Source organism: Gimesia benthica (genome assembly GCF_009720525.1).
Classification (GTDB): Bacteria; Planctomycetota; Planctomycetia; order Planctomycetales; family Planctomycetaceae; genus Gimesia; species Gimesia benthica.
Window position 1 is genome coordinate 2,371,776 of the sequence record NZ_CP043930.1, and the last position, 19,349, is coordinate 2,391,124.

Here is a 19,349-nt window from a genome sequence, read left to right on the forward strand (position 1 = left end):
CCAGTCGAAAATCTCATACAGTGCTGTTGCCCCTGACATCGATTACATATAATTAAAACAGTCGTTTGTTTTCACTCTCTCCCATTCAGGAAAGCATGACATCATGAGCTACTTTCATGGCAAAAAAATTCTGGTTCCCGTCGATTTCTCAGAAACCTCTCTGGAAGCCATCAAGAAAGCCATTGAAATTACAGAAGATCCGGCACTGGTGACCGTCGTGCATGTGATGATCCCACTGGACCTGGTTTCCCCAGGCGTGCTGTTCGGCGGACTGACCGATGAAAAACGAACCGATCACGTCAACAAACTGGCAAAAGAAGAATTCGCGAAACATCAGATTGAAGGTATCACCTTTGAAACACTGATCGGAGACCCTGGCATTAAAATCGCGGACTACGCTAAAGAAAAGGGAATGGACCTGATTGTCATCCCCTCACATGGCTATACCGGGATTACCCGACTGGCACTGGGATCTGTAGCTGAGCGGGTCCTGCGACATGCCCCCTGCCCGACGCTGGTACTGAGACAACCAAAGCCCTGAGTTTCGCTTTTCAGGATTCGCCGTTTTTCTTTGGCTTGGCGGGAGATTCCGGGGCCGGGGCGGGAGCCAACTCTTCCACGACCAGATTGCGAAAGTGAATTTCGGAACCTTCACTCTGCAGTGCGATGGCCCCTTTGCTGGGGTCGCAACCTGTGACCTCTCCCAGCTTGATGCCGTTGATCATCACCGAAATACTTCCAGAGCGACAGGTCAGCACACACTTGTGCCATTTTCCGACAGGCAGATCCAGCGGAGTGGTCGGCGATAGCTTGTTGGCAGATTTCGCACCACTTCCAGGAGTAGGAAACACGAAACCAGCTTCCGGTCGATGCAACTGTACCTGAAATGCTTTAGGCCAGACCTTGTCAGGCTCTGCAGTAAAAAGCAGGATGCCACTATTGGCATTGGGATCACCCGGATACATCCACTCCATGCTGAACTGAAAATTTTCGTATGTCTTCTGGGTGCGAATGTAACCGTAAGGCTTCCCGGTACACGTTAAAACGCTGGGTTGATCCTGCCCGCCACTCACCACTTTCCAGGTTACGTTCGGATCAGTTTCCTTCGATTCTTCACTGACGAATTTCCAGTGATCCCAGAAATCACCTCCATTGAGCAGTTTCTCAGGCCCAGGCAAAGTCTTGGGAGCGGGTGGTGCCTTTTTCGCTTCAGGTTCAGGAATCTTTTTCTCACTTTCAGCTGGTGCTTCAGCCGGTGTAGAAGACTGTGCCCATACTGCTTCAGGACTGGAGAGAAAACAGAGTGCCATCATGGGCAGCAAGAGTGAAGACCATCTTCTGATCAAGACACCTGGTCTGGCGCAGACAGTCTCCCGTCTCCACTTCTCCCGAGATCGATGATGGAAATACAACACGCTGATTTTGCCCGACTTGACTGTTAAAAGAACCTGATTATGGAGATGTAGATAAAGAACCAATTATTCTAAGCCTACATTCATCAACATTCAATTATGGCCGGCGCTCCATCTGCCAGTTTTCAAAAATGGCCTGCCTCCCATTCTCTGAACACAAAGCCACACCATCAGACTAACAATGGCCCGGGGGGATACCAGCACCAATTCCATGCATTTCGCCACATTCGGGATCTTTTATAACGATTAAATGGGTCTGTCAGGCAGCCCACCAAAGCCTGCACCGAACAACCAACCCCCAGTGATCTGTGAATTTTATTTGACGGTCAAGTTCCGGGATTGATAAACTGTTCTAAGAACCGGAACAATCTACCCTCTCCCCTTTAAAAAAGATTGGTGCTCTCATGCAATTTAATCCTGGCTCCTCCCCTGATAATAAATCTCCCGAATTTCTGCAGATCTCTCGACGGCACTTCGTCAGAACCATGGGAGTCGCTCTGGCAGGATCTCCACTGCTGGGTGCAGAGCATCTACTGGCAGGCCAGTCGGATACTCCAGCTAAAACAACTGCTCCAGAACCACTGGTCAAAAAATTGTACGAAAGCCTCACACCGGCTCAGAAATCAAAAGTCTGTTTCGACTGGGATCATAAAAGCAAATCAGGACTGCTCCGCCAGAAAATCCAAGCCAACTGGAACATCACCAAACCTTATGTCACGAGTGATTTCTATAACAAAGACCAGCAGGAGCTGATTGAAGCCATCTTCTTCGGTCACTTCGACCCAAGCTGGCACAAAAATATCCGTCAGCAGCTACTGGACGATCAAGGAGGCTACGGTGAAGAACAGTCTATTGCCATTTTTGGAACCCCTGGTACAGACCAGTTCCAGTTTGTCATGACCGGCCGACACACAACGGTTCGCTGTGATGGTGACAGCGCCGAGCATCTGGCATTTGGTGGCCCGATCTTTTATGGTCATGCTGCAGAGGACTTCAATGAAAAACCAGATCATCCCGGAAATGTTTTCTGGCAACAGGCACTCAAAGCCAATCAGGTTTACAAGATCCTGGATGGGAAACAACGTAAACAGGCACTGATTCCTCAAGCTCCCCAGGAATCACGAGTGCAGTTCAAAAAGTCAGTCGACCAGATCACTGGTCTGCAGATCGCCGACATGACTAAGGACCAGAAACAGGAAATGCAGGGTGTTCTCAGCCTGTTATTGGAACCGTTCCGAACCTCAGACCAGCAGGAAGTGCGCAAGTGCATTGACACCCAGGGCGGGCTGGACCAGTGCCGAGTCTCCTTCTATCAGTCCGGAGATATCGGCAATGATGAAACCTGGGACATCTGGCGACTGGAGGGCCCTTCCTTCGTCTGGCATTATCGCGGTGCCCCCCACGTTCATGTGTGGGTCAACGTATCAGATGATCCCAAAACGAAGATCACCACTACTTAATGCAATGAATGTGCATCGCAGGGGACTGAATTCCAGCCCCTGCTTCTGTCGTTCACTGACACTGAATTGACAATGCTAAGTGGCTTTACATCTTTTGAGAATAACCGGGATCACAGTGCGCCCACAATTGCCCACTGCTGGGCAAAGTATAAGCCATCAGTAGAAAATAATTGAGCGGTTGAGCATGCGGCGCCTCGGTCTACATAACTCACCGTTACGGGTGCACGTCATCATTTTCACTGCGTAAAACTGATGATCAATCCACATCACAACTAATCACTCAGTGTGCTGTATCCCTGCCGCGATTGCTGTTTCGGAAAGTTGTGAATCACTTGCAAAAATATTAATGCAATCGGAAACTCATGAATATTTCAATCGCTGAAAAAATATTTCCCAGGCAAACAGAAGAGAAACAGAAAGTTCTTTCAACTCATTAAATCCTTGTTTGATGTCGGTTGACTTTCTGTCGCGATAGACAATATTGGTTGATAGCAATTCTTGTTTTCTATTTTTTAGTATGGAAAAATAATTGCGATTACTTATGATACGCTCTGCCGTATCAGTTTCGATGTCAGCAGAATAAAAAAATCTGACAGCGTAATAGCCGGGCAGCCCTGGCTGATACTTTTGTTATTCACAATCGGAATCTTTTTTCTGATTGTAAATATAGACCTGATCTACTCTCCAGACAGCAGGTGACCGAGTGACTAAAGAGCTTCTCTCACAGCAAAAAGTCAGTTCGTTCTCAACTCCAGCTTCCTCAATAAAACCAGATCATGCCAGCCCAATACTCTCGCTGTCAGAGCGTATTTCGATCAACCAGATAACTACCTACCACTGGTCGTTCAAAGAAAGTTTGAACGGTCTGCTTTCGGCAGGCATCCCTGCGATTGGATTGTGGAATCGAAAAGTCTTGGACCTCGAACCTGCAGAGGCAGCTGAACTGGTCATCGATTCCGGAATGAAAGTCTCCACAGTTTCCCTTGCTGGAGGATTTACAGGCTGCAATGAATATGCGTTTGAAGATGCCATTGCTGATGCGATCCAACTGATCTGCTTTGGTGGTCAGGTCAACGCCTCTGCCATCCAGATCGCCAGTGGACCTCGAGCGGGACACACACTCAATCACGCCCGTGACTTGACCACGGAAGCTCTCAAACGACTGGGGGATGTTGCTTCGCTCACCGGGACCCGGCTGGCACTCAAAACAATGCGATCCCCGCAGTCCCGCCACTGGACATTTCTGAATTCTCTGCATGCGAACCTGGAACTGATTGATGCTTGCGGGCATCCTGCAGTTGGCCTGGCACTGGAACCGGCATTGCTGCTCAACGAAGAAAATCCTGAGCAGTTACTCTCTGAAATCATGCCACTTATTGCCTCAGTTCAAGTTTCTGACTGGGACATCTCTGAAGAACTGACGGACGAGTTCCCGCAGTACCAGCTGCTCGAGATGATCCATGATTCCGGCTACAAAGGTTTCTACGACCTGGAAATCTGGTCCGAAGAAATCTGGCAATCCGACTACGAATCACTGTTGAGTCGAGTGCGACAACTCACTCAGGCAGAGTCTTCCCGCTACGAATAGTCACACACCGACTCGGCCTCCATTCCCCGGAACTGCTGCGAATCATCGCGTCTGTAGATTGATTCCGGACTCCCTGTTGGTTTACCATGGTTGACAGAGACGATCTGCACATGCAGCACACCAACTTCTAAAATCCAGCCAGTATATTCCTCCCCGCATACTCCCTGCTTAAGTTGGTAAGCAGAATGTCTCATGAGTTGACGCAATTCCCCGCTCTCCGGTATGCGGTGAAAAAATACACCGAATCAGTCCGTCTCGGAACTCCTCACAGACATGGTAACCAGCGATGGAGCATGAATCTTACAGCCTGGATGATTTAGCAAGACAGCTAGGTCGTGACAAACGCGAGTTGGAAAAACTGGTAAGCCGGGGCAGAATTCCCGGCCGTAAGGTTAACGGAGAATGGCTGTTCAACTCGACCGAAATTACACACTGGCTGGAACAGGAAATGCGGTCCTACTCCACCAGCGAGCTGGAACGTGTAGAACAGACCCACCCCACGACCCAACTGGATTCAGAGCACTTGATCAGCAGCCTGATGCCTGAAGAGTTGATGGAAGTCCCCCTGGATGCCCGCACCAAACGCTCCGTTCTGGAAAGTCTGATTGAAATTGCCGGCCGAACCTGGCAGATCTGGGAACCGTCAGCAGTCCTGACCGCTGTCCAGGAACGTGAAGAAGCGTACCCGACCGCCTTTGATAACGGCGTTGCAATCCCGCACCCCCGTAACCCACTCTCCGATGCCGTCGGAGAACCGGTCATCGCTTATGGCAGAACACTCACGGGAATCCCTTTTGGCTCAGACAGAGGCGGACTGACAGACATCTTTTTCCTGGTGATCTGCTCCGACACAGCAACACACCTCTCTGTTCTGGCGCGACTGGGACGAATGCTGCAACTTCCCGATTTTGTCGATCTGCTGCGCGAGGCAAGCACTCCTCAGGAGACCAGACAGGTGATCATCGAAGCGGAAAAACGGGTCGCAGAACAGTAAGATGCGTCACCAGTGAGCTCAGCCGGTTCTCTGCGTCCTGATGATTCATCTGAAATTCATCTTGCCGTCACATCGAAATCTGTCCGGGACTCGATTGATCCGTTTCCTGAGATAATCCGACAGACATCATTGACGAATCTGTCTCCAGCACAAAGAATAGTTTTCACTGCTCGAACTTTCGCCCCTGTCTGAAACCATTCTCACAATCAAGTTCTGTACAGGGCGACCCTTCCAGAAAAATAACGGGCAAAGAAATAAACGATCAACATGAATCAATTTTGAACGTGATAAAGAATAACCGCCATGAACGTAGACCTGCCTGAACCTCTGGACGTCATTGCCGTAGGTGCCCATCCCGATGATGTCGAAATTGCCTGTGGCGGTACTCTGGCCAAACTGGTCCAGCAGGGATACCGGGTCGGCATAATCGACCTGACTGATGGTGAACCCACTCCCCTCAGTCCCGGGCCGGAACACCGTCTCGAGGAAGCCCGAAAGGCTGCAGAGATCCTGGGAATTCAAGTCCGGGAAACCCTGGAACTGACCAACCGGCGGTTGTTTGACAGTTTTGAAAATCGTGTCGCGCTGGCAACTCTGTTTCGCAAGTACCGCCCCAAAGTCGTTCTGGGTCTGGCAGGTAAAACCCCCATGGCCTCCCCTGATCACTGGCAGGCGATGCAGATCACGGACGCCGCAGTTTTCTATTCTCGTCTGACAAAATGGAATGAGCACTTCAGCCACACGGAGCCGCATACCATTCAGAAGCAGGTCTGGTACCCCCTTGGTTTCGGCTCACTGAATTACCCGGAAGGCAGCGGGCAGTTCGTGGTCGATATTTCCGAAACCCTTGACCAGAAGCTGGAATCGATTCGCGCCTATCAGTCGCAGTTTCCTCCAGAAAAGAAACGTGTCTACCGCCTGGTCGAGAGCCAGAACAGGCTGGTCGGCACCAGTGCCGGTTTTGAAGCAGGCGAACTCTTCATCTGTGCCACGACCCTGGGAGTTCGGGATCTGGTGCAAACGGTCTGCCCCTGAAATGCTTCATAAGACACTAAAAAACCAGCAGATACGGTATTATTAAAATTTCCATCGTCATAAAAAGATGTTATGATACTATCAGAAATCGCACATGTGTCCCCTACGGACATCGGGATTGAGTAGCCACTTTTTGATTTTTCATCGACGCACATACAGGCCCATTAATGGTTGAAATTCGTTACGGCAAAGTCAGTATCACGGGAAATTTCCGGGAGAACAATGAAGATAATTTCTTCATTGATGAATCGCGGAAGTATTTTCTGGTTGCCGACGGTATGGGCGGACAATGTGCCGGAGAGAAAGCCAGCCAGTTAGCAGTCGAGTTAATTCCCAAACGACTGGACGAACTCATCGACTTTAATTCCACTCCCACAGGAGAGGTTGTGCAGTCGATCGATAAAGCTGTCGCGCATGCCAATGGTGAGATCATGGCTCTGGGCGAGTTGGATCCTAATTGTCGCAGCATGGGGACAACGATTGTCTTCGTGGTTCAGGTTGGCGGAGAACTCTTTATTGGCGGAGTTGGTGACAGTCGAGTTTATCTGCTCCGAGAAGGAAAGCTGCATCAGCTGACTACTGACCATTCACTGACTCAGGCACTGGTCGATGCAGGCACAATCACTCCGGAAGAAGCATTAACGCACCGTTATAAAAATGTGCTCTATCGGTACCTGGGAACCAAAGATGGCAGTGCAGGAACCCAGGCCCAGCAACTGGCACCGCAGCCACAGGATCGCATCATTCTCTGTTCGGATGGTGTTACGGACGGAATTCCCGACGAGAAACTGCAGGAACTGCTCAGTCAGTATGACGACCCGCAACAGGCGGCTGAAGAAATTGTTAAGTCGGCCCAGGAAGGTGGCTCGAAAGATAACATCACCTGTATTGTGCTGCACGTCAGCTGACATCCCCTTTCAGAAATGCCGGTTTGAATCCGGCAGCGGCAACGGAGCCCTTTTTCGTCGACGCCCTGTTTTCTATCTGGCTGATCAATGCGAGTCCGATCCTTCATCCCGTTTCTGATCGCCATTCTGCTTACACTGGGTCTGTTTTATTCTGATTCCATCTCACTGGGTATCCCCGGAGAATGGAGCTGGCAGCGAATCCCTTTCATAGGACCAAGCGTCCTGTTCGGTGCCATATTCGCCGGCCTGATTCTCGCCGCATATCTCTTGCTGGTTGTCTGGGGCCATGCGCGCATCAGCGACTGCCGTCGTGGCGAGTTGATTGCCTGGCTCACAGGGTTAGTCATCGCCAGCCTGACCTGGTCATTCTACCTGCAGGACAGCCCCCCGGCGGAATATTCACTCTCCAAGGCTCCTTTCGTGTTGTACTACAAAGGATCTTCCGGATACTTCACAGAAGCAAATACCAACATCAAAGACGTTGCCACCTACCTCTCTGAATACGAAACCAAAATGGAGGGAGGAGACGTACTGCACGAAGGGACGCACCCTCCCGGTCTGCCCCTGTTCTATCGATCGTTGATCTGGCTCTGTGACACCTGGCCGGGACTGCAGTCCTTCCTAGTCGAAACGCAACCAGCGTCCTTTCAGATCGCCTGTGAAATTATTGCAGAGACGACCGCGGTCACTCCTGATCCACTGACCCAACGGGATCGGGCCGTACTCTGGCTGGCGACCCTGATCACCCTGCTCGCTTCTGCACTGACCGTGATTCCCCTGTTTCTACTTGCCCACGAATTCTGTTCGCGCAGAATCAGCTGGCAGGTCGTTGCATTCTGGCCACTGATACCTGCAGCACTCATCTTTCAACCTAAGTCAGATGCACTTTATTCCGTTCTGGCGGTATCGTTTCTTTACTGCTGGGTTGCCGCCTGGCGTCGGAAGTCTGCAGCCTGCTTTATCCTGGCGGGACTATTGATCTGGAGTGGTTTGTTTCTAACGCTCGCCTTTCTACCGGTTGCGCTGTGTGCCGTTCTTTATTCACTACTCTCCGCATGGAAACGGAGAGCAGAAACAACTCCACATCAATTCCCCTGGAAACGATTGTTTGCAGCGGCAGGCTGGAGCCTCCTGGGATTTGCTGTCCCGCTGATCCTGTGTGCGGTTCTGTTTCAGCTCAATCTGCCTCGGGTCTGGATTCTGAATCTCCAAAATCATGCCGGCTTCTACGATGAATATCCCCGCACATACTGGAAGTGGTTGTTGCTGAATCCCATGGAGATCAGTCTGTCAATCGGGCTACCTGTTATCTGGCTGGTTCTCAAGTCACTCTGTCTACGCCCTGATCCAGATCTCAAAACAGGATCACACCACGCCACCAGCGTGTATCCCCTATTATATTCCTGTCTGCTTGTGCTCGGACTACTCTGGCTCTCTGGCAAAAACATGGGAGAAGCCGCTCGCCTCTGGCTCATCTTTCTTCCCTGGTTCCTCTTGATGACCATTCCTGTCTGGCAGCTTCGCCAGCAGCAATTTGAGGTTTCTCAAGAACAGCCTCCTTCCTCTCTCAGACAGCAGACTTTCTGGATTGGTGCTCTGGTCGCTCAGGCGATTGTCTGCGTAGCGACGGTCTTCCGTATCACCGGTTTTCATTTCCCCCCCGGTTAGATATATCCTGAGCGATTTAACCATAGCGTCGCAATCCGCTATATCCCCTACAACCCGATAAGTCGGAATTCTCGGCAAAACAGTCTTCCCAATTCACAGATTCCGACGATAAGCATTGTGTGCGCCCTGCCTGATCAGTCGCTGCGGTCCAGTTCCATAACTGTGGTTTGCCGCTGCCTGAACTGATAGAGGTGTCTCCCTTGACCGTTTAGTTTCACCCCCGAATACTTCCAGAGCCAGACTGCAGGTTGCCTCTCATGGCGAAGTTTAAACTCGGTTTCCTTTCAACACTAAACAGCCTGTGCATGGTTCTGTTTTTGAGTGCGGGATGTGCGGACGACTCTCTGGAATTCACCGAACTCAAGCAGATCAATGAGAAGGTGACTGAGGCAGAACTCAAGCGTTACCTCAAAGTCATTGAGCTTCTGCCACAACAGAAGCTGCCTGCCTTCCCCTCGGTTTATGCTCCAGCACCATCCTGGAGCCACATCCGGTCGCTGCCGATCGAGGATCTGGTTCACAGCGAACAGAATAACCTGTCACTGCTCTGGGATGTGGATCGCATTGGGGATCAGTTCGGACTTCGTAATCGCAGTCTGAAGAAAGCACTTCGCAGACGGGACATGTCGAAAGAACAGTTCATCTGCTACACGCTTGCGCTGGGACTGGCAGCCAGCCGGAATCAGCTGCGCGAGGATCAGGACCTGGAGGAAGTCATTGAAAAGGGTAATAAAACGATCCACCAGTTGAAGCTGGATAAACGCCCTTTCTCTTCGCTTTCCCTGGAAGAGCGTCACCGCACATTGCATGAAGCCATGTGGATTTCCCGGGTGAACCGGGCCGAACACCTGATACAGGTTCCCCCGGAAAACATGAATCTCGTTAGAACCCACTGGGATGAATTACAGAAAGTTCTTCCTCCGGAGTTCCTGAAAAATCCGCTGGATGAACTCACCGACATCCTGGAAGAAAGAGGGATTCCCTTCACCTTTCCAGAGGACGACGCGGACGAGCTGCTGCACTGGACTTCGACCAATGCCATTATTGGCAACGATGAACCAGACCCCGAACCGGCACAAACCCGGATTCAGTAAGCCGGCTTATTGAGCCGCGGCGACGTCCGGCCGAAGTTTTTGAGCTTCATTCAGGTAAACGTGCACCACTTCGGACTGTTTCTGGTCAGTATTTACGTGAATCATCACACGAATGCAGCGTGGCATCGCCCCTTTAACGGCGATTTCAGAGGCACAAATCAGTGGGACTGATTTCATTCCCAGCTCACGGGCTGCTTCGGCCGGAAAGGCGGATGTCAGGTCAGGCGTGGTGGTAAAAAATACGGAGACAATATCTTCGTAGTTTTCAATCCGATTCGCTTTGAGCAGTTGCTCCAGCAGTTCACGTGTCGCAGACAAAACCTCTGCTGAAACGTCCTGAGTCACTGTTGTTGCACCACGAATTCCACGTACCGACATCGTTATTACCAAGCATTCCTGAAAAATCTTCTGCTGCACCACTGAACATACGAACCAGCCAATGCAACCTGATCAACGTAAAATTAGCCTATTCCATGAAAAGAATATCCTAACTAATTCTTCGGCTGTTGGCTACCAGTGGCATTCCTGAATTCTGAGGAGACTCTGGTCACCAGACAAAGAAGCAGCAGCGCTCACCGCCTTGCTTAACATCACAAGATGTGGAAACAATTTCCGTCTGAGTTAAAAAATGCTCTTGCGTTACTTTTGTAAAATCAGGTAAAAATCATCCGATTCCGGGAAATCAGGATTCAAAGAGTGCCAGGATGGTATCTCATTTTCCCGTATTCAATCAGACAATTGATATCGCATACGTACATCTCTCGGAAAGGACTCCTTGATGTCGACGACGGTAGAGTGGATCGCTCAAGAACTGAATTGCCCGGCCCGTGGCAATCAGAGGCTGGAAATACATGGAGCGGAATCCGTTCTCAAAGCGGGTCCCCATGATATCACTTTTGTGGGCGATGAACTCAACCTGAAACGCCTCAAGTCGAGTCAGGCCGGTGCCGTGATTATCGAGCAACGCCTGGAAGAGTCGTTCCAGAAAGCTTTTGAATCCACCCCGATGACCTCCCTGACTGTGGTGGATGCCCAGGCTGCCTTCATCAAAGTCATTCAGAAACTCCGCCCTGCTCGGGAGCTTCCCGAAATCGGCATTTCTCCTGCAGCTGATATCAGTGACCAGGCCACAATCGGTGAGAACTGTCACATTTATCCGCGGGTCACGATTCGCCCTGGTGTCAAAATTGGAAATAACTGCCGGATTTATCCCGGTGTCTACATTGGTGATGACTGCGTCCTCGGAGACGACGTGACCATCCATGCCAATACGGTTCTCTATCCGGATGTCAAAATCGCTGACCGGGTTTTAATTCACGCAGCCGCTGTCTTGGGATGTGATGGCTTTGGCTATCGTTTCGAAAAGGGCCAGTACGTCAAGATTCCTCATCTCGGCAGTGTGCGTATCGAAGACGACGTGGAAATTGGTGCCGGTACTACCATCGACCGAGGTATGATCGGCCCGACAGTCATCGGTCTGGGAACCAAGATCGATAACCAGGTAATGATCGCCCATAACTGCGAAATCGGCAAACATAACGCGTTTGCTTCACAAGTCGGTTTTGCCGGTTCGATTACCACAGGAGATTACGTTCGCTGTGCAGGACAGGTCGGGATCGCAGACCACGTGCACATCGGCGATCAGGCTACTCTGGGTGCCCGGGCCGGTGTCCACCGCGATATTCCGCCCGGCGAAGTCCATATCGGAACACCTGCAGCGCCTGAAAAAGAACAACGGAAAATCGTGATGTCAATTCGCAAGGTTCCTGAAATGCGGAAGCAGATCCGTAACCTGGAACAGCAACTCAAAACACTCACAAAGCAGTTCGAAGCTCTGAACGATTCGAGTCAGATCAACGACAAATCAGCGCTTACCTGAGTCTTCATTTCAAAACCCGTTTCAACGTGAAACTGACTGATTAATGATGAATACATTACAAACTTCTCCTCCCGATACCCGACGACAGATCGGATTGCTGGCTGGTGCAGGCCGCTTCCCAATCGTCTTTGCGGAACAGGCACAGCAACAGGGTTATTCCGTCTGCTGCCTGGGCATCTTCGGCATGGCCAGTGACGAACTGATGGACATCTGCGATACGTTCCACTGGATTCCCCTGGCACGTATCGGCCGGGCAATCAAGTTGTTCAAACGGGAAGAAGTTAAACGCATCGTGATGGCGGGCAAGATTGAAAAAACGGTCCTGTTCAGCCCGTTTCGAATATTCAAACTGTTACCTGATTTCCGCACGCTGCATATGTGGTATCGTTACGCCAGGGAAGATCGCAAAGACGATACTCTGCTTCTGGCGGTGATCAAAGAATTTGAGCGTGACGATCTATTTTTCGAATCAGCACTGGATTATTGCCCGGAGTTACTTGTGAAACACGGATTTCTGACGAAACGACGTCCCAGCCACTCACAGTGGGAAGATATTAAAATGGGTTGGGATATTGCCAAGCAGATGGGCCAGTTGGACATTGGACAAAGTATCGTCGTGAACGATAAAGCTGTCATCGCAGTTGAAGCGATTGAAGGTACCGATCGTGCGATTCAACGGGCCGGCCAGCTTTGTAAACGAGGTGGCTTTACAGTGGTCAAAGTTGCCAAACCTCAGCAGGATCGTCGATTTGATGTTCCCACGGTGGGTATCAAAACATTGCAGACCATGCACGAAGCAGGTGGACGGGTACTGGCAATTGAAAGCAACCAGACGATCATGATTGATCAACAGGAAGTCGCCGACCTGGCAGACAAGCTGGGGATCGCGATCGTTTCACTCAACGAAGAAGAGCTGTCACTGCAACTGGCCGGCTGAGTTATCAGTTTATTCTGAGGCCAGTTTCATCTCACTGTCACCATCGGATTCTGGTTTCTCATCCAGGCTCTCGACCTCCAGGTTGAAGGCAGTCAGCATCTCGGTATGGCGATGACTTTCTTCAACCGGTTCCTGCTGCTTTTTATGCTTCCCGGTTAGTTCTACCTCGAAGCGGGTCGAAGCGATTGAGAGTTCATCTCCGGGCAGCAGTGCACCGCGGGTTATTTTCTGACCGTTCACCCGGGTCCCGTTCGTGCTGCACAGGTCTCGCACGAATAGCAGACCGTCCGTTTTGATAATCACACAATGGATCTTAGAGATGCTGTTTTTATCAATCTGCACGTCACACAGGTCCGATTTCCGACCGACCACTGTAACGTCTTTATCAATCAGAATCGGCTGACCACCATTTAATGGAATCAGTTTCGCTATCATGGTACAGCCCGCATCGAGATCTCGAGATTTGTAAGTGAAGAAATGGAAGTGAGTTAACATGATCCCGAGATCGGCCCCTGACCGGAATCACAAGCGCTCAATTAAATGTTATCACAGCTGAAGCAAATTTCCACGCTAATTCTGCTCACTTCAGGGGAATCAACCGGCTATGAGCTCTGATTACGTCGGCTTTGGTGAAGATTCAGAGGATTTCCGAGAGCGTTTAACCCGAATCTATCCAGTCGCTTGACGGCCAGACGGAGCAATGGTAGTGTCCCTAGTAAATATGCTGCAATCCGATGGCTTAACGTACAGTAGCCATATCCGCTGCAAACAGCAGATTGCCCGGACGGAACGACTTCCAACGAAGTCCCATCGGAATCACTGGATAGCAACCGCCAGAGACGAGTCTGTCTTCCAACAAAATAATCAGCAGCTGGCAAATTCTTGCCGACTGTCACGTGTTAGGAATTGAGCAGGAGAGGGGCTGAATCTTCAGTCCCGCATCTTACTGGGAAGCTGCGAGCTTCTGAACAATAGATATGTACTGGTCAGCGTCCGGTTTCTTTGCGTGAAGGGACCGACGGGCTGATTGATTAACATTTAGAGGAATTAAGTATGTCAGGTCAAAAGTATGTGTACTTCTTCGGTGATGGAAAAGCAGATGGCGACGCCACATTGCGCAATACCCTGGGGGGGAAAGGGGCCAACCTGGCAGAAATGATTAACATCGGGCTCCCCGTCCCAGCTGGTTTCACCCTGAATACAGACGTCTGTATTCACTACAGCAAAACCGGAGGCGAATACCCCGAAGGTGTAGACGCACAGGTTGAAGAAGCTCTGGCCAAAGTCGAAGAAGCCATGGGTGCAAAGTTCGGCTGTGACACCAACCCCCTGCTCGTCTCATGCCGTTCCGGTGCCCGGGAATCCATGCCCGGTATGATGGACACCGTTTTGAACATCGGTCTGAACGATACCACCGTCGAAGCACTGGCGAAACAGTCCGGCAACGAAGCGTTCGCGTGGGACAGCTACCGCCGCTTCGTGCAGATGTACGGCGATGTGGTTATGGGTATGAAAGGTGAGCACGAAGATCCGTTCGAACATGCTCTCGAAGCCAAGCGTGAAAAAGCCGGCGTCCAATACGACTCTGAACTGAGTGCTGAACACCTCAAAGAACTGGTCGCTGAATTCAAGACACTGATCAAAGAGAGCACCGGAAAGGACTTCCCGACCGACCCCAAACAGCAGATCTGGGGTGCTATCGGCGCCGTATTCAGTAGCTGGGATAACGACCGTGCTGTCGTTTACCGTCGTGACTACGGGATCCCTCACAACTGGGGAACCGCCTGTAACGTTCAGGCTATGGTTTACGGAAACCTGGGCGACGACTGTGCGACTGGTGTCGGCCTGACCCGTAACTGTTCTACCGGTGAACCTGGTTTCTGTGGCGACTACCTGATCAACGCTCAGGGTGAAGACGTGGTTGCAGGTATTCGTGCTCCCAAACAGATCGAAGCCACTCTGAGCAGCGATATGCCGGAAGGTTATAAGCAGCTCGAAGAAATCGGTCAGATCCTGGAAAAACACTACAAAGACGTGCAGGACATCGAGTTCACAATTCAACGTGGTAAAGTCTGGATGCTGCAGACTCGTAACGCAAAACGAACCGGTTTTGCCGCCGTCCGCATCGCCGTCGATCTGGTAAACGAAGGCCTGGTCAGCAAAGAAGAAGCGATCACCAAACGCCGGATTCCTGCTGACGACCTGAACCAGCTCCTGCAGCCGATCTTTGACCCGGCTGAAAAACAGAAATCCGCCCAGGAAGGCAACCTGCTGACCAAGGGGATCAACGCCGGTCCGGGTGCTGCCAGTGGTCACATCTGCTTCAGTGCTGAAGAAGCCGAAGCCATTTTCAACCGTGACAACTCCGCTCAGCTGGTACTCGTACGTCGCGAAACCAGCCCCGAAGACCTTCGCGGAATGCGAGTTTCAAAGGGGATTCTGACCGCCCTGGGTGGTGCCAGCTCACACGCTGCCCTGGTGAGCCGCCAGATGGGTAAAGCCTGTGTTGTAGGTGCTTCTGAACTGAAGATTGACTCTGCTGCTGGAACCATCACCGCCGGTGACAAAGTTCTCAAGAGCGGCGACTGGATCAGCATCGACGGTTTCACAGGCGAAATCTTTGCCGGTAAAGTGGAAACCAAACCGAGTGAAATCGTGGAAGTGCTGATCTCTAAAACCATGAAACCTGAAGACTCAGAAGCATTTCAGCGATACCAGCAACTGATGGGCTGGGTTGACGAAATCCGCAAGCTGCGTGTTCGTACTAACGCTGACCAGCCCGATCAGGCAGCTGAAGCCATTGCTTTCGGTGCTGAAGGGATTGGTCTGTGCCGAACCGAGCACATGTTCTTCCACCACCTCGCGGAAATCCGCGAAATGATCGCTGCCGGCGATGTGGAATCACGCACCAAAGCTGTTAACAAGCTGCTGCCCTTCCAGCGCGAAGACTTTACCGGCATCTTCAAGGCCATGAATGGTCTGCCGGTAACCATTCGTCTGTTGGATCCGCCGCTGCACGAGTTCCTCTCTGACCGTCACCTGGAAGAAAACCCGACTCTGGCTGAAGAACTGGCCAACGAACTGGGTGTGACTGTCGAATTCATCCGTCGCCGTGTCGAAGAACTGCACGAGCTCAACCCGATGCTGGGTCATCGTGGCTGTCGTCTGGGTATTGTTTATCCGGAAATCACCGCGATGCAGGCCCGGGCCATCATGGAAGCCGCCTGCGACGTGCAGAAGGAAGGCATCAAAGTGCATCCTGAAATCATGGTGCCTCTGGCTGGATTCCAGACTGAATTCGATAACCAGGCCAAGATCATCCGTGAAGTTGCCGAGCAGGTTCTGGAAGAAAAAGGCGTCAAGGTTGAGTACATGGTCGGAACCATGGTTGAGCTGCCGCGTGCTGCCATCTGTGCAGATCAGATCGCAGAAACCGCCCAGTTCTTCAGCTTCGGTACCAACGACCTGACCCAGACCACTCTGGGTATGAGCCGTGACGACTACGGTACCTTCATCGGTCACTACCGTGAAAATGACATCATCCCTGCAGACCCCTTCCAGACCATCGACCAGGATGGTGTAGGACGTCTGATGCAGACCGGTGTCGAACGCGGTCGTGGTACTCGTTCCGACCTCAAGATCGGGATTTGTGGTGAACACGGTGGTGATCCAGCCAGTGTGATCTTCTGCCACGAATTGGGTCTGGATTACGTCAGCTGCTCACCTTTCCGGGTTCCAATCGCCCGTCTGGCAGCAGCCCAGGCCGTACTGGATGAAAAAGCATAAGCTTAGTTAAAGTTTGAACTTACCTGCAGGGAGAATTTCATCTGAAATTCTCCCTGTTTTTTTCCCTTTCACATTCGGCTTCTGACGTATACAATATTGAGGCAATAAATCAGGGAGTTTTCGGAATTTAACCAAAAATCCTCTTCCCCCGAAGTCGATACAACGATAAGATTCTACGCTCACACCTTACGCTCAGATTATCTACTTGCGAATGTATCGGATGTCAGTGATCCCTTGTTGTGAAAACCTGCCGGGTCAGCCATCACACCAGTAGAGTGATGCGATTTGCGGGGCCTGCCTCCCTGTAAAACTTGAGAGCTTCTTCTCAAAAAGTTCCGAATAATATTGAGCTCTTGATCAAGGTCGGTACGTTGCCGATCATTTTGTATCCATAACACGTTCCCTAAAGTAAACCTGCACTAAAGCCATGAAAAATCTGGACAAGTATCGAAACATTGGTATTTCGGCTCACATCGACTCTGGTAAAACCACACTTACCGAACGGATTCTGTACTACTCAGGCCGAATCCACAAAGTGCGTGAAGTGCGAGGTGGTGACGGTGGAGCAACCATGGACAGTATGGACCTGGAGCGTGAGCGTGGGATTACCATCGCTTCTGCCGCCACACAGGTGCAGTGGAGAGACTATACTGTCAACATTATCGATACCCCGGGCCACGTTGACTTTACCGTGGAAGTGGAACGTAGTCTTCGCGTACTGGACGGTGCCGTTCTGGTTCTCTGCTCGGTAGGCGGTGTACAGAGCCAGTCTCTGACCGTTGACCGTCAGATGAAACGTTACGGCGTTCCCCGTATTGCCTTCATCAACAAGATGGACCGTACTGGTGCCGATTCTGCCAGCGTGATCAAGCAGATCGAAGAAAAGTTGCACGTTGTGCCTCTGCCGCTGCAGATTCCCATGGGCGAAGGTGCTCAGTTCGAAGGTGTAGTTGACCTGGTAACCATGCAGGCGGTCACCTACGAAGGCGAACAGGGTGAAAAAGAAGTCCTCGGCGAAATTCCTGAGCAGTTCAAAGCTGCTGCTGAAGAAGCTCGCGCCGCGATGCTGGAAACCCTCTCCATGTTCAGCGACGACCTGATGGTCGCCCTGCTGGAAGAGGCAGAAATTCCCGTTGACGACATTTACAAAGTCATTCGTGAAGCGACTCTGTCTCACGAAATCACCCCCGTCATGATGGGAACAGCTTTCAAAAACAAAGGTGTGCAGACTCTGCTTGACGCCGTGGTTCGCTTCCTGCCCAGCCCGCTCGATCGTGAAATTTCTGCGATTGACCTGGACGCTCAGCAGAAAGCCATCAAAGAAGGTGCAGAAGATACTCACAGCGATTCGTTCCGTACGAAGCTGTCTCACTCTTCTGACAAACCTCTGGTTGCCATGGCTTTCAAGATTGTCGACGAAACCTTCGGTCAGCTGACCTACATGCGAATCTATCAGGGCAAAATTGAAAAAGGTCAGAGCTACGTCAACACCCGAACCGGGAACTCAACCCGCTTTGGCCGGTTGGTACGTATGCACGCTGACAGCCGTGAAGACGTTGATGTAGGTGAAGCTGGTGACATTATCGCAGCTGTAGGTATGGAGTGTGCCTCCGGGGATACGTTCTGTAGCGATGGTGAAAACTACGCTCTGGAAAGTATCTTTGTACCTGAGCCTGTGATTCGTCTCTCGATCGAACCACTCGACCGGGACGGTGCCGATCGTCTGGCTAAAGCGATTCAGCGTTTCAACCGCGAAGACCCCACCTTCCACGTGATGACTGATGAAGAAACCAATCAGACCATCATCGCTGGTATGGGTCAGCTGCACCTCGATGTTTACATCGAACGTATCAAACGTGAATACAAAGTCGAATGTATCGTGGGTGAACCCCGCGTGGCTTACCGTGAAACACCGACTATCCCTGTGGAATACAACCACAAGCACAAAAAGCAGACTGGTGGTTCTGGTCAGTACGCTCACGTCGTTGGTAAAATTGAACCAATGCCCGTGGAAAATGACGGTGAAACCTACGAATTCAAAAATGCGATCACCCAGGGTCGTATTCCTAAAGAATACATCCCGGCTGTGGACAAAGGATTCCAGCGGGCTCTTGTTAAAGGCCCCTTGTGCGAATGTGAAGTTGTGGGTGTTTCCGCCACTCTGTCGGACGGTAGCTACCACGATGTTGACTCTTCAGAAATGGCGTTCAACGTCGCTGCATTCAACTGTATGCGTGACTCTCTGAAGAAAGCAAACATGGCACTGCTCGAGCCGATCATGAAACTCGAAGTGGAAGTTCCTGAAGAGTTCCAGGGTGCTGTCACTGGTCATATCGCTCAGAAACGCGGTGTGATCAATACATCGGAAACCAAAATGGGAACGAGTGTCTTCATCGCTGAAGTCCCGCTGGCAAGCATGTTTGACTATGCCAACGAGCTGCGTTCCATGACCCAGGGTAAAGGTGGATTCAGCATGGAATTCTCACGCTATGCCCAGGTTCCTCGTAACATTCAGGAAGAAGTCGTCGCCCGTCGTCTGAAAGAAAAAGAAGAACGGATGGCAACTGCCTGATTCTGAGAATCAAACA

At 51.1% G+C, this 19,349-nt stretch carries 15 protein-coding genes; 12 read left to right on the forward strand and 3 right to left on the reverse strand.

Annotated features, from left to right (window positions below):
• Positions 1–103: 103 nt before the first annotated feature.
• The gene (locus F1728_RS08965; RefSeq protein WP_155363816.1) at positions 104–541 is read left to right on the forward strand and encodes a universal stress protein; all 438 of its coding nucleotides are present in this window, start codon (positions 104–106) and stop codon (positions 539–541) included.
• A 10-nt stretch (positions 542–551) separates the two neighbouring features.
• On the opposite strand, the gene F1728_RS08970 is transcribed toward F1728_RS08965, so the two are convergent.
• A complete protein-coding gene (locus tag F1728_RS08970) occupies positions 552–1,313 on the reverse strand; it encodes a 3-keto-disaccharide hydrolase (RefSeq protein ID WP_228030818.1) in 762 nt (253 codons plus the stop codon).
• 503 nt (positions 1,314–1,816) lie between these two features.
• Between F1728_RS08970 and F1728_RS08975 the strand changes: the two genes are divergently transcribed.
• From F1728_RS08975 to F1728_RS09005, 7 genes are all read left to right on the forward strand, one after another.
• The gene (locus F1728_RS08975; protein WP_155363818.1) at positions 1,817–2,872 is read left to right on the forward strand and encodes a DUF3500 domain-containing protein; all 1,056 of its coding nucleotides are present in this window, start codon (positions 1,817–1,819) and stop codon (positions 2,870–2,872) included.
• A 703-nt stretch (positions 2,873–3,575) separates the two neighbouring features.
• Positions 3,576–4,460, forward strand: coding sequence for a sugar phosphate isomerase/epimerase family protein (locus F1728_RS08980; protein WP_155363819.1), 885 nt, complete (start codon positions 3,576–3,578; stop codon positions 4,458–4,460).
• A 286-nt stretch (positions 4,461–4,746) separates the two neighbouring features.
• The gene (locus F1728_RS08985) at positions 4,747–5,454 is read left to right on the forward strand and encodes a PTS sugar transporter subunit IIA (protein ID WP_155363820.1); all 708 of its coding nucleotides are present in this window, start codon (positions 4,747–4,749) and stop codon (positions 5,452–5,454) included.
• Between the two features lie 303 nt (positions 5,455–5,757).
• Positions 5,758–6,489 carry a PIG-L family deacetylase gene (locus F1728_RS08990; RefSeq protein WP_155363821.1) on the forward strand — a complete coding sequence of 244 codons (732 nt, stop codon included), beginning with the start codon at positions 5,758–5,760 and terminating at the stop codon, positions 6,487–6,489.
• 167 nt (positions 6,490–6,656) lie between these two features.
• The gene (locus F1728_RS08995) at positions 6,657–7,397 is read left to right on the forward strand and encodes a PP2C family protein-serine/threonine phosphatase (protein ID WP_145439324.1); all 741 of its coding nucleotides are present in this window, start codon (positions 6,657–6,659) and stop codon (positions 7,395–7,397) included.
• Positions 7,398–7,484: 87 nt separating this feature from the next.
• A complete protein-coding gene (locus tag F1728_RS09000) occupies positions 7,485–9,065 on the forward strand; it encodes a hypothetical protein (RefSeq protein ID WP_155363822.1) in 1,581 nt (526 codons plus the stop codon).
• Between the two features lie 257 nt (positions 9,066–9,322).
• Positions 9,323–10,159 carry a hypothetical protein gene (locus F1728_RS09005; RefSeq protein WP_155363823.1) on the forward strand — a complete coding sequence of 279 codons (837 nt, stop codon included), beginning with the start codon at positions 9,323–9,325 and terminating at the stop codon, positions 10,157–10,159.
• 6 nt (positions 10,160–10,165) lie between these two features.
• Here the strand turns inward: F1728_RS09005 and aroH are convergent, their stop codons facing one another.
• Positions 10,166–10,537: a chorismate mutase gene (gene aroH / locus F1728_RS09010; RefSeq protein WP_145181212.1), complete on the reverse strand. Its 372-nt coding sequence runs from the start codon at positions 10,535–10,537 to the stop codon at positions 10,166–10,168.
• A gap of 400 nt (positions 10,538–10,937) precedes the next feature.
• Between aroH and lpxD the strand changes: the two genes are divergently transcribed.
• Both lpxD and F1728_RS09020 read left to right on the forward strand, forming a co-directional pair.
• Entirely contained in the window at positions 10,938–12,038 is a 1,101-nt protein-coding gene (gene lpxD / locus F1728_RS09015) for a UDP-3-O-(3-hydroxymyristoyl)glucosamine N-acyltransferase (RefSeq protein WP_155363824.1), read from the forward strand.
• A gap of 43 nt (positions 12,039–12,081) precedes the next feature.
• Positions 12,082–12,975 carry an LpxI family protein gene (locus F1728_RS09020; RefSeq protein ID WP_228030574.1) on the forward strand — a complete coding sequence of 298 codons (894 nt, stop codon included), beginning with the start codon at positions 12,082–12,084 and terminating at the stop codon, positions 12,973–12,975.
• Between the two features lie 9 nt (positions 12,976–12,984).
• Here F1728_RS09020 and F1728_RS09025 read toward each other — a convergent pair whose 3' ends face one another.
• Positions 12,985–13,470 carry an FHA domain-containing protein gene (locus F1728_RS09025; RefSeq protein ID WP_228030576.1) on the reverse strand — a complete coding sequence of 162 codons (486 nt, stop codon included), beginning with the start codon at positions 13,468–13,470 and terminating at the stop codon, positions 12,985–12,987.
• Between the two features lie 558 nt (positions 13,471–14,028).
• Here F1728_RS09025 and ppdK point away from each other — a divergent pair.
• Together ppdK and fusA are read left to right on the forward strand one after the other, a co-directional pair.
• Positions 14,029–16,761 carry a pyruvate, phosphate dikinase gene (gene ppdK, locus F1728_RS09030; RefSeq protein WP_155363825.1) on the forward strand — a complete coding sequence of 911 codons (2,733 nt, stop codon included), beginning with the start codon at positions 14,029–14,031 and terminating at the stop codon, positions 16,759–16,761.
• Positions 16,762–17,188: 427 nt separating this feature from the next.
• On the forward strand, positions 17,189–19,333 hold the full coding sequence (gene fusA / locus F1728_RS09035) for an elongation factor G (protein ID WP_145181209.1): 2,145 nt from the start codon (positions 17,189–17,191) through the stop codon (positions 19,331–19,333).
• Positions 19,334–19,349: the final 16 nt, after the last annotated feature.

Bases quoted from the DNA above. Each gene is read 5' to 3' on its own strand.
- F1728_RS08965 (WP_155363816.1), top strand. From the start codon at position 104: ATGAGCTACTTTCATGGCAAAAAAATTCTGGTTCCCGTCGATTTCTCA.
- F1728_RS08970 (WP_228030818.1), bottom strand. From the start codon at position 1,313: ATGATGGCACTCTGTTTTCTCTCCAGTCCTGAAGCAGTATGGGCACAG.
- F1728_RS08975 (WP_155363818.1), top strand. From the start codon at position 1,817: ATGCAATTTAATCCTGGCTCCTCCCCTGATAATAAATCTCCCGAATTT.
- F1728_RS08985 (WP_155363820.1), top strand. From the start codon at position 4,747: ATGGAGCATGAATCTTACAGCCTGGATGATTTAGCAAGACAGCTAGGT.
- F1728_RS08990 (WP_155363821.1), top strand. From the start codon at position 5,758: ATGAACGTAGACCTGCCTGAACCTCTGGACGTCATTGCCGTAGGTGCC.
- F1728_RS08995 (WP_145439324.1), top strand. From the start codon at position 6,657: ATGGTTGAAATTCGTTACGGCAAAGTCAGTATCACGGGAAATTTCCGG.
- F1728_RS09000 (WP_155363822.1), top strand. From the start codon at position 7,485: ATGCGAGTCCGATCCTTCATCCCGTTTCTGATCGCCATTCTGCTTACA.
- F1728_RS09005 (WP_155363823.1), top strand. From the start codon at position 9,323: ATGGCGAAGTTTAAACTCGGTTTCCTTTCAACACTAAACAGCCTGTGC.
- aroH (WP_145181212.1), bottom strand. From the start codon at position 10,537: ATGTCGGTACGTGGAATTCGTGGTGCAACAACAGTGACTCAGGACGTT.
- lpxD (WP_155363824.1), top strand. From the start codon at position 10,938: ATGTCGACGACGGTAGAGTGGATCGCTCAAGAACTGAATTGCCCGGCC.
- F1728_RS09020 (WP_228030574.1), top strand. From the start codon at position 12,082: ATGATGAATACATTACAAACTTCTCCTCCCGATACCCGACGACAGATC.
- F1728_RS09025 (WP_228030576.1), bottom strand. From the start codon at position 13,470: ATGTTAACTCACTTCCATTTCTTCACTTACAAATCTCGAGATCTCGAT.
- ppdK (WP_155363825.1), top strand. From the start codon at position 14,029: ATGTCAGGTCAAAAGTATGTGTACTTCTTCGGTGATGGAAAAGCAGAT.
- fusA (WP_145181209.1), top strand. From the start codon at position 17,189: ATGAAAAATCTGGACAAGTATCGAAACATTGGTATTTCGGCTCACATC.